The sequence below is a fragment of the Clavibacter phaseoli genome (genome assembly GCF_021922925.1).
Taxonomy (GTDB): Bacteria; Actinomycetota; Actinomycetes; order Actinomycetales; family Microbacteriaceae; genus Clavibacter; species Clavibacter phaseoli.
Genome location: NZ_CP040786.1, coordinates 956,097 through 969,437, shown reverse-complemented (window position 1 = coordinate 969,437; position 13,341 = coordinate 956,097). Strand labels below are relative to the sequence as shown.

General features: G+C 70.9%; 12 protein-coding genes. 6 read left to right on the top strand and 6 right to left on the bottom strand.

Annotation, left to right across the window (positions count from 1 at the left end; all coding sequences use genetic code 11):
• The first annotated feature begins 141 nt into the window (after positions 1 to 141).
• The 6 genes from tkt (at position 142) to pgl (ending at position 8,433) form a co-directional block, all read left to right on the top strand.
• The gene (tkt, locus tag FGI33_RS04510) at positions 142 to 2,232 is read left to right on the top strand and encodes a transketolase (RefSeq protein ID WP_119433729.1); all 2,091 of its coding nucleotides are present in this window, start codon (positions 142 to 144) and stop codon (positions 2,230 to 2,232) included.
• A 148-nt stretch (positions 2,233 to 2,380) separates the two neighbouring features.
• Complete coding sequence (gene tal, locus FGI33_RS04505) at positions 2,381 to 3,496, top strand: transaldolase (protein ID WP_119433730.1); 1,116 nt, start codon at positions 2,381 to 2,383, stop codon at positions 3,494 to 3,496.
• Positions 3,493 to 5,088 (top strand): glucose-6-phosphate isomerase, encoded by a 1,596-nt coding sequence (locus FGI33_RS04500; RefSeq protein ID WP_119433731.1) that lies wholly within the window; start codon positions 3,493 to 3,495, stop codon positions 5,086 to 5,088. Before tal ends, FGI33_RS04500 begins: the two co-directional genes overlap by 4 nt.
• 38 nt (positions 5,089 to 5,126) lie before the next feature.
• A complete protein-coding gene (zwf, locus tag FGI33_RS04495; protein ID WP_012038425.1) occupies positions 5,127 to 6,668 on the top strand; it encodes a glucose-6-phosphate dehydrogenase in 1,542 nt (513 codons plus the stop codon).
• A complete protein-coding gene (locus FGI33_RS04490; RefSeq protein WP_119433732.1) occupies positions 6,665 to 7,663 on the top strand; it encodes a glucose-6-phosphate dehydrogenase assembly protein OpcA in 999 nt (332 codons plus the stop codon). Before zwf ends, FGI33_RS04490 begins: the two co-directional genes overlap by 4 nt.
• Positions 7,660 to 8,433, top strand: coding sequence for a 6-phosphogluconolactonase (gene pgl / locus FGI33_RS04485; protein ID WP_119433733.1), 774 nt, complete (start codon positions 7,660 to 7,662; stop codon positions 8,431 to 8,433). Before FGI33_RS04490 ends, pgl begins: the two co-directional genes overlap by 4 nt.
• 174 nt (positions 8,434 to 8,607) lie before the next feature.
• Here the strand turns inward: pgl and FGI33_RS04480 are convergent, their stop codons facing one another.
• From FGI33_RS04480 to FGI33_RS04455, 6 genes are all read right to left on the bottom strand, one after another.
• A complete protein-coding gene (locus tag FGI33_RS04480) occupies positions 8,608 to 8,976 on the bottom strand; it encodes an RNA polymerase-binding protein RbpA (RefSeq protein WP_012038428.1) in 369 nt (122 codons plus the stop codon).
• 11 nt (positions 8,977 to 8,987) lie between these two features.
• Entirely contained in the window at positions 8,988 to 9,239 is a 252-nt protein-coding gene (gene secG / locus FGI33_RS04475) for a preprotein translocase subunit SecG (RefSeq protein WP_012038429.1), read from the bottom strand.
• 143 nt (positions 9,240 to 9,382) lie between these two features.
• Positions 9,383 to 10,186, bottom strand: coding sequence for a triose-phosphate isomerase (gene tpiA, locus FGI33_RS04470; protein WP_119401184.1), 804 nt, complete (start codon positions 10,184 to 10,186; stop codon positions 9,383 to 9,385).
• Positions 10,177 to 11,391 carry a phosphoglycerate kinase gene (locus FGI33_RS04465; protein WP_119433734.1) on the bottom strand — a complete coding sequence of 405 codons (1,215 nt, stop codon included), beginning with the start codon at positions 11,389 to 11,391 and terminating at the stop codon, positions 10,177 to 10,179. Before FGI33_RS04465 ends, tpiA begins: the two co-directional genes overlap by 10 nt.
• Before the next feature lie 6 nt (positions 11,392 to 11,397).
• Positions 11,398 to 12,405 carry a type I glyceraldehyde-3-phosphate dehydrogenase gene (gene gap / locus FGI33_RS04460; protein WP_119401182.1) on the bottom strand — a complete coding sequence of 336 codons (1,008 nt, stop codon included), beginning with the start codon at positions 12,403 to 12,405 and terminating at the stop codon, positions 11,398 to 11,400.
• A 126-nt stretch (positions 12,406 to 12,531) separates the two neighbouring features.
• Positions 12,532 to 13,158, bottom strand: coding sequence for a superoxide dismutase (locus FGI33_RS04455; protein ID WP_119401181.1), 627 nt, complete (start codon positions 13,156 to 13,158; stop codon positions 12,532 to 12,534).
• Positions 13,159 to 13,341 lie beyond the last annotated feature (183 nt).

Here is a 13,341-nt window from a genome sequence, read left to right as displayed (position 1 = left end):
ATGGTAGGCCACCGCCCCTGCGAGCCGAGCCGCGGGAGCCCGTCGCGGCGGGCTCGGAACACCTGGGGCCAGGTGGGTGTTCCCTATACTGATAGGCGGTCCGGCTGGGCCTCCCCCCATCTTCAGAAGGGCTAGAACCAAGTGGCAGCATTGCAATGGGACCCCATCGACAGCACGGCGGTCGACACCGCACGAATCCTCGCCGCGGACGCGGTCGAGAAGGTCGGAAACGGTCACCCCGGCACCGCCATGAGCCTGGCCCCGGCGGCATACCTCCTGTTCCAGAAGGTCATGCGCCGCGACCCGTCCGACAGCACGTGGATCGGTCGCGACCGGTTCATCCTCTCGGTGGGCCACAGCTCGCTCACGCAGTACACGCAGTTCTTCCTCGGCGGCTACGGCCTCGAGATCGAGGACCTCCAGGCGCTCCGCACGTGGGACTCCAAGACCCCGGGTCACCCCGAGTACGGCCACACCGACGGCGTCGAGATCACCACCGGCCCCCTCGGCCAGGGCCTCGCCTCCTCCGTCGGCTTCGCCTACGCCGCCCGCTACGAGCGCGGCCTGTTCGACCCGGAGACGCCCGCGGGCGAGAGCCCCTTCGACCACTTCGTGTACGTGATCGCCGGCGACGGCGACATGCAGGAGGGCATCACCTCCGAGGCCTCCTCCCTCGCGGGTCACCAGGAGCTCGGCAACCTCATCGCGATCTACGACAGCAACCAGATCTCGATCGAGGACGACACCGACATCGCCTTCACCGAGGACGTGGCCGCGCGCTACGAGGCCTACGGCTGGCACGTGCAGCACGTCGACTGGAAGAAGACGGGCGAGTACGTCGAGGACGTGCAGGAGCTGTTCGACGCCGTCGAGGCCGCCAAGGCCGAGACGCGCAAGCCCTCGCTGATCATCCTCAAGACGATCATCGGCTGGCCCTCCCCCAAGAAGCAGAACTCGGGCAAGATCCACGGCTCCGCGCTCGGCGCCGAGGAGCTCGCGGCCGTCAAGCAGATCGTCGGCTTCGACCCCGAGAAGAGCTTCGAGGTGCCGGACGGCGTCCTCGAGCACACCCGCCAGGCCGTCGAGCGCGGCCAGCAGCAGCACCGCGAGTGGGACGAGAAGCTCGCCGCATGGGCCGAGGCGAACCCCGAGCGCAAGACGCTGCTCGACCGCGTCCTCGCCGGCGACGCCCCCGAGGGCCTCGACGAGGCGCTCCCCGTGTTCCCCGCGGGCAAGGACGTCTCGACACGCGCCGCGTCCGGCAAGGTCATCAACGCCATCGCCGAGGTCATGCCCGAGCTGTGGGGCGGCTCCGCCGACCTCGCCGAGTCGAACAACACGACCATCGAGTCTGCGCCGTCCTTCGTGCCCGCCGAGCGCTCCACCGACATGTGGAAGGGCGACCCCTACGGCCGCGTCCTCCACTTCGGCATCCGCGAGCACGCCATGGGCGCGATCCTCAACGGCATCGTCCTGCACGGCAACACGCGCCCCTTCGGCGGCACGTTCCTCATCTTCAGCGACTACATGCGCCCGGCGGTCCGTCTCGCCGCGCTCATGAAGGCGCCGTCGATCTTCGTCTGGACGCACGACTCGGTCGCCCTCGGCGGCGACGGCCCGACGCACCAGCCGGTGGAGCAGCTCGCCAGCCTCCGCGCCATCCCGGGTCTCGACGTCATCCGCCCCGCGGACGCGAACGAGACCGCCCAGGCGTGGAAGACGATCCTCACGCGTCGCATGGGCCCCGCGGGCCTCGCGCTCTCGCGCCAGAACCTCCCGGTCCTGGAGCGCGGCACGGGCGACGCCACGGCCACCGAGTTCGCCTCGGCTGCCGGCGTGGCCAAGGGCGCGTACATCCTGGCCGACACCGAGGGCACGCCCGACGTGATCCTCATCGCCACGGGCTCCGAGGTCCAGTTCGCCGTCGAGGCCCGCGAGGCCCTCGCCGCGGACGGCGTCCAGGCCCGCGTCGTCAGCGCCCCGAGCCTCGAGTGGTTCGAGGAGCAGGACGCCGCCTACAAGGAGCACGTGCTCCCCGAGGCGGTCGCCGCGCGCGTCTCCGTCGAGGCGGGCATCTCGCTCTCCTGGAAGCAGTACGTCGGGCACCACGGCCGCAGCATCTCGATCGAGCATTTCGGCGCCAGCGCCGAGTACGAGGTCCTGTACCGCGAGTTCGGCATCACCACGGAGGCCGTCGTGAAGGCGGCCAAGGAGTCCATCGCCTCCCTCTAGAAGCTGACGAGGAGCGGGGCGGCCGAGCTGCTCCGCTCCCCGCCGGCCCGCCCCGACCACACGCCCTCGGGCGCGTCGGTCGGGGCTCCGGAGGGGCGCACGCGTGCGCCCCTCCCCCGAACCTCACAACCAGCGAGAAGAAGGCACCATGACCGACACCACATCCCCCACCGCGCAGCTCTCCGCCGCGGGCGTCAGCATCTGGCTCGACGACCTGTCCCGCGAGCGCATCGATGCCAAGGGCATCGAGAAGGTGATCGCCGACCGCGACGTCGTCGGCATCACGACGAACCCCACCATCTTCGCGTCGGCCCTCGCCAAGGGAGAGGCGTACGACGCCCAGGTCCGCGAGCTCGCGGCTGACGGCGCCGACGTCGACCGCGCGGTCTTCGAGATCACCACCCGCGACGTCGGCGAGGCCGCGCGCATCTTCCGCCCGGTATACGACCGCACCGCCCGCTTCGACGGCCGCGTCTCCATCGAGGTCTCCCCCGACTTCGCCAACGACACCCAGGCGACCATCGACGAGGCCCACAAGCTGTGGGACAAGATCGCCGAGCCGAACGTCATGATCAAGATCCCCGCGACCCGCGAGGGCCTCGAGGCGATCACCGAGGTCATCGGCGCCGGCATCAGCGTCAACGTCACCCTGATCTTCTCGCTCGAGCGCTACCGCGAGGTCATCAACGCGTACCTCACCGGCCTCGAGAAGGCCAAGGCGGCAGGCATCGACCTGTCGACCATCCACTCGGTCGCCTCCTTCTTCGTGTCGCGCGTCGACACCGAGATCGACAAGCGCCTCGACGCCGTCGGCACCGACGAGGCCACGGCGCTGAAGAGCAAGGCCGGCGTCGCCAACGCGCAGCTCGCCTACCAGGCCTTCGAGCAGTCCTTCGCGTCCGAGCGGGCCCAGGGCCTCCTCGGCGCCGGCGCCAACAAGCAGCGCCCCCTCTGGGCATCGACGGGCGTCAAGAGCCCCGACCTGCCCGACACGCTCTACGTCACGCAGCTCGTCGCCGCGGACGTCGTCAACACGATGCCGGAGAAGACGCTCGACGCGACCTTCGACCACGGCGTCATCGAGGGCGACACGATCACGGGCTCCTACGACGCCGCGAACGAGGTCCTCAACCGGGTCGACGCGCTCGGCATCTCCTACAAGGAGGTCACGGAGCTCCTCGAGAAGGAGGGCGTGGAGAAGTTCAAGGTGTCGTGGAGCGAGCTCATCGAGACCGTCACGAACGCCCTGGACGGCGCCAAGTGAGCGTCCGCATCGCGCTGAGCGGCGCGGCGGCCACGGCCGTCGAGACCCACGTGCCCGCGCTCGTCGAGGCGCACGTCGCCTCCGGCATCACCGGGCTCGACGGCACCCTCTGGGGGCCGGACGCCGAGTCCGAGGCCACCAAGCGCCTCGGCTGGACGCAGGCGGTCTCCGTCTCCCGTCCCCTCGTCGCCGAGATCGAGGCGCTCCGCGAGGAGCTCCGCGGCCAGGGCGTCGACCACATCGTCCTCGGCGGCATGGGCGGATCCTCGCTCGCGCCCGAGGTCATCACCCGCACCGCGGGCGTCGAGCTCACGGTCCTCGACTCGACCGACCCGGGCCAGGTGCTCGCCGCGCTCGGCGACCGCCTCGCCACCACCGCGGTCGTCATCTCCTCGAAGTCCGGATCCACGCTCGAGACGGACAGCCAGAAGCGCGTCTACGAGAAGTCGTTCCGCGAGGCGGGCATCGACCCGACCACGCGCATCGTCATCGTGACCGACCCGGGCTCCCCGCTCGACGAGTCGGCCCGCGCCGACGGCTACCGCGTCTTCAACGCCGACCCCGATGTGGGCGGCCGCTACAGCGCGCTGACCGCGTTCGGCCTCGTGCCGTCCGGCCTCGCCGGCGCCGACATCGGCGGCCTGCTCGACGAGGCGGAGGCCGCGTCCGCGCAGCTCGCCGTCGACGACGTGTCGAACCCGGGCCTCGTGCTCGGCGCCGCGATCGCCGGCACCTCGCCGCTGAAGGACAAGCTCGGCATCGTCTCCGACGGTACGCACATCGTGGGCTTCGGCGACTGGGTCGAGCAGCTCATCGCGGAGTCCACCGGCAAGCTCGGCACGGGCCTCCTGCCCGTCGTGCTGCCCACCGACGCCCCCGAGCTGGGCCTCGGGCTCGCCGACCTTCAGATCGCGCGGCTCGTCGCCGACGTCGACGCGCACGACGCGGCCGAGGGCGAGATCGTCATCAGCGGCACGCTCGGCGCGCAGATCCTCACGTGGGAGTACGCCGTCGCCGTCGCGGGACGCCTCCTCGAGATCAACCCCTTCGACCAGCCCGACGTGGAGGCCGCCAAGGTCGCCGCGCGCGGTCTGCTCGACGACCGTCCCGCCCCCGAGGCCCCCGTCGTGACGACGGACGGCATCGAGGTGCGCGGCACGAGCGAGGTCACCGAGGGCGCGACCGACGTGTCCTCCGCGATCGACGCCCTGCTCGCGCAGGTCGGCCCCACGGGCTACGTCGCCGTGCAGGCCTTCGTCGACCGCCTCGCGCTCCCCGAGCTCGAGCGCCTCCGCGACGCCATCGCCCGCAAGGTCGGCCGTCCCGTCACGTTCGGCTGGGGCCCCCGCTTCCTCCACTCCACGGGGCAGTTCCACAAGGGCGGCACCCCCGTCGGCGTGTTCCTGCAGATCACCGCGGACGCGGCCGAGGATCTCGAGATCCCCGACCGTCCCTTCACCTTCGGGCAGCTCATCCAGGCGCAGGCCGCCGGCGACGCCACCGTGCTCGCCGAGCACGGCCGTCCCGTCCTGCGACTGAACCTGACCGACCCCACCACGGACGCCCGGGCCCTGCTCTCGACGCTCGAATGACCGCATCGCCGGATCCGTCCGGCAGATCGAGGAGTTACATGTCGCCGGTGGATATCACCCCGGAATTCAATCCACTGCGGATCCCGTCGGATCGACGGCTGAACCGCATCGCGGGGCCGAGCAGCCTCATCATCTTCGGCGTGACGGGTGACCTGTCGCGCAAGAAGCTGATGCCGGCCGTCTACGACCTCGCCAACCGGGGGCTCCTGCCCCCCGGCTTCGCGCTCATCGGCTTCGCCCGGAGGGACTGGGAGGACCAGGACTTCGAGCAGGTCGTGTACGAGGCCGTCAAGCAGTACTCGCGCACCAAGTTCGACGAGGACGTCTGGCGCCAGCTGGCGCAGGGCATCCGCTTCGTGCAGGGCACCTTCGACGACGACGAGGCGTTCCAGACGCTGAAGGACATCACGGAGGAGCTCGACCGCGAGCGGGGCACGATGGGCAACCACGCGTTCTACCTGTCGATCCCGCCGAAGTCCTTCCCGCTGGTCACCGAGCAGCTCCGCCGCTCGGGCCTCGCGGACCAGAAGGAGGGCCACTGGCGCCGCGTCGTCATCGAGAAGCCCTTCGGGAGCGACCTCAAGACGGCGCGCGAGCTCAACGCCGTCGTCGAGTCGGTCTTCCCGCCGGACTCGGTGTTCCGCATCGACCACTACCTGGGCAAGGAGACGGTCCAGAACATCCTGGCGCTGCGCTTCGCGAACCAGCTCTACGAGCCCCTGTGGAACGCCAACTACGTGGACCACGTGCAGATCACCATGGCCGAGGACATCGGCGTGGGCGGCCGTGCCGGCTACTACGACGGCATCGGCGCGGCACGCGACGTGATCCAGAACCACCTCCTGCAGCTCCTCGCCCTTACGGCCATGGAGGAGCCCGTCGCCTTCGACGCGTCGAGCCTCCGGGACGAGAAGGAGAAGGTGCTGTCGGCGGTGCGCCTGCCGAAGGACCTCTCCACCGCCACGGCCCGCGGGCAGTACGCCGGCGGGTGGCAGGGCGGCGAGGAGGTCGTGGGCTTCCTCGACGAGGACGGCATGGACCCCGAGTCCCTGACCGAGACCTACGCGGCCATGCGGCTCGACATCAACACGCGCCGCTGGTCCGGCGTGCCCTTCTACCTGCGGGCGGGCAAGCGCCTCGGCCGCCGCGTGACGGAGATCGCGGTCGTGTTCAAGCGCGCGCCGCAGAACCTGTTCGCCGAGGACCAGACGTCGGCCCTCGGGCAGAACGCGCTCGTGATCCGGGTGCAGCCCGACGAGGGCGTCACCATCCGCTTCGGCTCCAAGGTGCCGGGCGCGGGGATGCAGGTGCGCGACGTCACCATGGACTTCGGCTACGGCCACGCCTTCACGGAGGCGAGCCCGGAGGCGTACGAGCGGCTCATCCTCGATGTGCTGCTCGGCGACCCGCCGCTCTTCCCCCGCCACCAGGAGGTCGAGCTGAGCTGGAAGATCCTGGACCCCATCGAAGAATTCTGGCGCACGCAGGGCCAGCCCGAGCAGTACCGTCCGGGCACCTGGGGGCCGGCCTCGGCCGACGAGCTCCTCGCCCGCGACGGACGGACCTGGAGGCGGCCATGAGAGTCGATCTGCCGAACACCACCACCGCCAAGATCTCGAAGGCGCTCGTCAAGATCCGCGAGGAGGGCGGCGCTGTCGCCCTCGGCCGCGTCCTGACGCTCGTGATCTCCACCTCGCTCGGCAGCGAGGAGGAGGCCATCGAGGCGGCCAACGACGCGTCGCGCGAGCACCCCATGCGCGTCATCGTGATCTCCACGGAGCGCGGCGCCGCCGCGGAGTCGACCACGGAGAAGGCCCGCGTCGACGCCGAGATCCGCGTGGGCGGCGACGCCGGCGCGAGCGAGGTCGTCGTGCTGCGCGTCTACGGCGCGGCCGCCGAGGACGAGGAGAGCCTGGTCACGGGCCTCCTCCTCCCCGACGCGCCCGTCGTGGCCTGGTGGCCGCACGACGCCCCCGCGGTCGTCAGCCAGTCGCCGCTCGGACGCATCGCGCAGCGCCGCATCACGGACTCGTCCACGAGCAGCAACCCGCGCACGGCCCTGCAGCACCTGGCGGAGACGTACGCCCCCGGCGACACGGACTTCGCCTGGACGCGGCTCACGCTGTGGCGCGCGCTGCTCGCCGCGGTGCTCGACCAGCCGCCGTACGAGCCCGTCACGCAGGTGGAGGTGTCCGGCGCGGCCGACTCCCCCTCCACCGTGCTGCTCGCGGCCTGGCTCGGGCTGCAGCTGCAGGTGCCCGTGCTGCACGAGGTCACCACGCGAGCCACCGGCTCGAGCGGGATCCACGGCGTGCGGCTCCACCGCGCGTCGGGCGTCATCGACCTCGACCGCCCCATCGCCAACGTGGCGACGCTCAAGCAGCCGAACCAGCCGACGCACGACGTGAGCCTCCCCCGCCGGAGCCTGCGCGACTGCCTGGCCGAGGAGCTCCGGCGCCTCGACCCGGACTCGCTCTACGGCGACGTGATCCGTCACGGACTCGAGCGCTCGACCGCGGGCCAGGGGTACATCACCCCGTCCACCACCGCACGGAAGGACTCGGGAGACCGATGACCACGAACGACCGCAGGGTGCTCGTGCACCCCGACAAGAAGGCCATGACCGGCTCCGTCGCCGCGCGCTTCCTCACGAAGCTCGTCGACATCCTGGATGAGGAGGAGACGGCCAACGTCGTCCTCACCGGGGGGACGGTCGGCCCGAGCATCCTCGCGGCCGTCAACGAGTCCGCGGCGCGCGACAGCGTCGACTGGACCCGCGTGCACTTCTGGTTCGGCGACGAGCGGTGGCTGCCCCAGGGCGACCCCGAGCGCAACGACACCACGGTGCGCGAGGCCCTGCTCGACCACATCGAGCTGCCCGTGGAGAACGTCCACGCGATGGGCGCGAGCGACGCCGGCCTCAGCCTCGACGAGGCCGTGGCCGCGTACACGGCGGAGCTCGCCGCGCACGCGAACGGCGACACCGCGCTCCCCCGGTTCGACATCACGTTCCTCGGCGTCGGGCCGGACGGGCACGTGGCGTCGCTCTTCCCGGACAGCGACGGCATCCGCACCATGGACGCCGCCGTGATCCCCGTGCGCAACTCGCCCAAGCCGCCGGCGGAGCGCATCTCGCTCACCCTGCCGGTGCTGAACTCGTCGCTCCGCATCTGGATGGTGCTCGCGGGTCCCGACAAGGCGTTCGCGCTCGGTCTCGCGCTCGCGGGCGCCGACCGCACCGAGGTGCCCGTCGCGGGCATCAAGGGACGCAAGCGCACGGTGTTCTTCATCGACCGCGAGGCCGCCGCGGACGTGCCGGAGAACCTGATGCTGTCGTCGTACTGACGGTGGAGCCGGCGGGAGCCGGCGCACGACGACGGGCGGGTCCTCGGGGGCCCGCCTGTCGTCGTCCTCCCGGCATGCGCGTCTCCGGTCCGCGCGGAGATCCGCGTGCCCCCTGCCATGCAGAACGCCCCCGTCCGAGAGGACGGGGGCGTTCGACGTTCTGGTGCGGTGGGCCTACTTGGTGGCCTTGACCGTCCCGCGGCGGGCGCGGAGCTGCTCCAGCGCCTCCTCGAGGAGCTGGCTCGCCTCCTCCTCGCTGCGGCGCTCCTTCACGTACGCGAGGTGCGTCTTGTACGGCTCGAGCTTGGCGACCGACGGCGGGTTGGCCTTGTCGCGCCCGGCGGGCAGACCCGACTGGGGCGAGTCGATCGTGACGGGGATCTCCTCCTCGGGCAGGTTCGCCGCGAAGTGGCGGACGGTCTCGTTGCCGAGGGCGTCCCAGTACGAGATCGAGATGCGCTCCGCGTGGAAGCCACGGTCCTGCTCGCCCATGGGGCCCGCGCCGACGCGCGAACCGCGGATGGCGCTTCCTCCTGATGCCATGTGGCTGCTCCCTACAATCCGGTGTCGAACTTGGTGATGAGCCCCAGGACCACGATGCACGTGACCCAGACGAGGCCGAGGATGACGGTGATGCGGTTCAGGTTCCGCTCGGCCACGCCCGATGAGCCGAGGCTCGACGTGGTGCCGCCCCCGAACATGTCGGACAGACCGCCGCCCCGCCCCTTGTGCAGGAGGATGAGCATGGTCAGCAGGAGGCTGGTGATTCCCAGAACCACCTGCAGGACTACCTGGAGGATTTCCACGTGCGGCCTTTCGGGTGCGCGGTGCTGTGGCCGAGACCGACCGGTGAACGGCCGATGGGCCGTTGTCGATTATAGCGGGCGGCTGAGCGCGACGAGCCGCCCGCGCCCGGATGGACGCGAGCGGCTCGAGGGAGCGTCGTGGATCAGACGCCGACGTGGGAGCGGAACCGCGCGATCGCGGAGAACTCCTGCACGTCGAGGCTGGCGCCGCCGACGAGGGCGCCGTCGACGTCCGGCTCGCGGAGGAAGCCCGCGATGTTGCCGGACTTGACCGAGCCGCCGTAGAGGATGCGCGTGGCCTTCGCGGCCTCGTCGCCGAGGAGCTCGGCGACGACCGCACGGAGCGGCGCCGCGACCTGCTGGGCCTGCTCGGGCGTCGCGGCCTGGCCGGACCCGATGGCCCAGACGGGCTCGTAGGCGACGACCACGTCGGCGCCCTTCGGCAGCCCCTGCAGCGCGACGCGCAGCTGGGCCACGGGGACCGCGCTGGCACCGTGCTCCTCGAGGTCCGCCGCGGTCTCGCCGACGCAGATCACCGGGACGATGCCGTGCTTCACGGCGGCCGCGGACTTGGCGGCCACCTGCTCGTCGGTCTCGCCGTGCAGCGTGCGCCGCTCGGAGTGGCCCACGATGACGTAGCGGCAGGCGAGCTGCGCCAGGAACGCCCCGGAGATCTCCCCCGTGTACGCGCCCGACTCGTGCTCGGACACGTCCTGCGCGCCGTAGGCGAGCTCGAGCTTGTCGGCCGAGACGAGCGTCTGCACGCTGCGGATGTCGGTGGCCGGCGGGAACACCGCGACCTCCGCCTCCGCGTAGTCGTGCTTCGCGTCCTTGAGGCTCCACGCGAGCTTCTGCACGAAGGCGATGGCCTGGAGGTGGTCCAGGTTCATCTTCCAGTTGCCCGCGATGAGGGGCGTGCGCCCCTGCGGGCGATCGGTCACTGCCATCCGAGGACCTCCAGTCCCGGCAGGCGCTTCCCCTCGAGGAACTCGAGGCTCGCGCCGCCTCCGGTCGAGATGTGACCGAAGCGGTCATCATCGAATCCGAGCGCGCGGACGGCCGCGGCGCTGTCGCCGCCACCCACCACGGAGAGGCCCTCGACGCGGGTGAGCGCGTCGGCGACCGTCTTCGTGCCCGCCGCGAACGGCTCCAGCTCGAAGACGCCCATGGGGCCGTTCCAGAACACCGTCGTGGAACCGCGGATGATCGTGGCGAACGCGTCGGCGGTCTCGGGGCCGATGTCGAGCCCGAGGCCCTTCGCGCCCGCGGGCGTCCCCTCGATGGCGTCGGCGCGCGTCACCTCGTGGGCGGCGTCGGCGGAGAACCCGTCGGCGACGACCACGTCGGTCGGGAGCACGATCGTGACGCCGCGCTCCTCGGCCTCGGCCAGGTAGCCCTTGACGGTCTCGACCTGGTCCTCCTCGAGGAGGCTCGCGCCCACCTCGTGGCCCTGGGCCTTGAGGAACGTGAAGAGCATCCCGCCGCCGATGAGCAGCGAGTCGACGCGCGGCAGCAGGTGGCCGATGACGCCGAGCTTGTCGGACACCTTGGATCCGCCGAGGACGACCGTGTACGGCCGCTCCGGGTTCTCCGTCAGGCGGTCGAGCACCTCGAGCTCGCTCGCGATGAGCGAGCCGGCGGCGCTGGGCAGCGCCTGCGCCAGCTCGAACACGCTGGCCTGCTTGCGGTGGACGACGCCGAAGCCGTCGGAGACGAACGCGTCGCCGAGCCCGGCGATCGACTCGGCGAAGCCGCGGCGCACCGTCTCGTCCTTGCTGGTCTCCTCCGCGTGGAAGCGGAGGTTCTCGAGCACGACGACGTCGCCGTCGCCGAGGGCGTCGACGGCCGCGCGGGCGGAGTCGCCCACGGTGTCGGAGGCGAAGGCCACGTCGGTCCCGAGCAGCTCGCCGAGGCGGGCCGCCACGGGACGCAGGCTGTACTTCTCGTCCGGCGTGCCGTCGGGACGGCCGAGGTGCGAGATGACGACGACGCGGGCACCGGCCTCGCGGAGACCCGCGAGGGTCCCCAGCGAGGCGCGGATGCGCCCGTCGTCGCCGATCACGCCGTCCTTCAGGGGGACGTTGAGGTCGCAGCGCACGATGACGCGGCGCCCCCGCAGATCCCCCAGGGAGTCGATGGTGCGGAGTGCCACGGCCGGTTACAGGCGATCGGCGACGTACTCGGTGAGGTCGACGAGGCGGTTGGAGTAGCCCCACTCGTTGTCGTACCACGACGCGACCTTGACCTGCGAGCCGATGACCTTGGTGAGGCCCGCGTCGAAGATCGAGGAGTGCGGGTCGTTGACGATGTCGCTCGAGACGATCGGGTCCTCGGTGTACTTGAGGATGCCCTTGAGGGGGCCCTCGGCCGCGGCCTTGTAGGCGGCGTTGACCTGCTCGACCGTGACGTTCGCCGTGGTCTCGATGGTGAGGTCGGTGATCGAGCCGGTGGGCACGGGCACGCGGAGGGCGTAGCCGTCGAGCTTGCCGACGAGCTCGGGGATCACGAGGCCGAGCGCCTTCGCGGCACCGGTCGACGTGGGGATGATGTTGACGGCGGCGGCGCGCGCGCGGCGCAGGTCGCTGTGCGGGCCGTCCTGCAGGTTCTGGTCGGCCGTGTAGGCGTGGACCGTCGTCATGAGGCCGCGCTCGATGCCGAACTCGTCGAGGAAGACCTTGGCGAGGGGCGCGAGGCAGTTCGTGGTGCACGACGCGTTGGAGATGACGTCGTGGACGGCGGGGTCGTAGGTGCCCTCGTTGACGCCGAGGACCAGGGTCGCGACGTTGTCGCCCGTGGCGGGCGCGGAGACGAGGACCTTCTTGGCGCCGGCGGTGATGTGCTTGCGCGCGTCCTCCGCCTTCGTGAAGCGGCCGGTGGACTCGATGACGATCTCGACGCCCAGCTCGCCCCAGGGGAGGTTCGCGGGGTCGCGCTCCTCGAGGACGCGGATGGCCTTGCCGTTGACGACGATGTTGTCGCCGTCGAGCTCGACGGTGGCGTCCAGGCGGCCCGTGATGGAGTCGTACTTGAGCAGGTGCGCGAGCGCCTTGTTGTCGGTGAGGTCGTTGACGGCGACGATCTCGATGTCGCTGCCCTTGGCGAGCGCTGCGCGGAAGTAGTTGCGGCCGATGCGGCCGAAGCCGTTGATGCCGATCTTGACGGTCACGTGTTCTCCTGGTGTTCTGCGCGCTCGGGGGCGGCGGTGGGTGATGGAGGTCGGGGTCTTCGGGGAGCCGTGGCGTGCGGATCCGAGGGCGGCCGGGGTCTCCCGGCCGGCCGCCCCCGGATGCGGCTACGAGAGGAGGAAGAGGCCCTGCGTCTTCGTGCGGGCGGCGTCGAAGCGCGCCTGCACGTCGGCCCAGTTGACGATGTTCCAGAACGCCTTGACGTAGTCGGCCTTGACGTTGACGTAGTCGAGGTAGAAGGCGTGCTCCCACATGTCGAGCAGCAGGATCGGGACGGTCGCCGCGGCGAGGTTGCCCTGGTGGTCGTACAGCTGCTCGATGATGAGCTTCTCGCCGAGCGAGTCCCACGCGAGGATGCTCCAGCCGGAGCCCTGGATGCCGAGGGCGGACGCGGTGAAGTGCGCCTGGAACTTGTCGTACGAGCCGAAGAACTCGTCGATGGCGGCGGCCAGCTCGCCGGTGGGCTTGTCGCCGCCGTCCGGGCTGAGGTTGTTCCAGAAGACCGTGTGGTTCACGTGGCCCGCGAGGTTGAACGCGAGGTCCTTCTGCAGCTTGTTGACGAAGGTCAGGTCGCCGGCGTCGCGCGCCTCCTGCAGCTTGACGAGGGCGGTGTTGGCGCCGTCGACGTACGTCTTGTGGTGCTTGTCGTGGTGCAGCTCCATGATGCGGCCGCTGATGCTCGGCTCGAGGGCCGAGTAGTCGTACGGGAGGTCGACGAGAGTGTAGTCAGCCATAGGTGTATCTCCTCTTCATTGCCCGGGGGCTCCCGGCCAGAGGCCGGGGGTGGGTGACGGATCGAGTCTAGTCCGGCGGCCCTCCGCGCCACCTGGCCGGATGACGCCCGGCGTCCAGCGGATCACGGCCGACGTGTCGCGCGTGCGAGATCGTGTCGCGCGTGCGGCGTCGGCGGGTGCGCC

Bases quoted from the DNA above. Each gene is read 5' to 3' on its own strand.
- FGI33_RS04480 (WP_012038428.1), bottom strand. From the start codon at position 8,976: ATGGCATCAGGAGGAAGCGCCATCCGCGGTTCGCGCGTCGGCGCGGGC.
- tal (WP_119433730.1), top strand. From the start codon at position 2,381: ATGACCGACACCACATCCCCCACCGCGCAGCTCTCCGCCGCGGGCGTC.
- FGI33_RS04455 (WP_119401181.1), bottom strand. From the start codon at position 13,158: ATGGCTGACTACACTCTCGTCGACCTCCCGTACGACTACTCGGCCCTC.
- FGI33_RS04490 (WP_119433732.1), top strand. From the start codon at position 6,665: ATGAGAGTCGATCTGCCGAACACCACCACCGCCAAGATCTCGAAGGCG.
- pgl (WP_119433733.1), top strand. From the start codon at position 7,660: ATGACCACGAACGACCGCAGGGTGCTCGTGCACCCCGACAAGAAGGCC.
- zwf (WP_012038425.1), top strand. From the start codon at position 5,127: ATGTCGCCGGTGGATATCACCCCGGAATTCAATCCACTGCGGATCCCG.
- tpiA (WP_119401184.1), bottom strand. From the start codon at position 10,186: ATGGCAGTGACCGATCGCCCGCAGGGGCGCACGCCCCTCATCGCGGGC.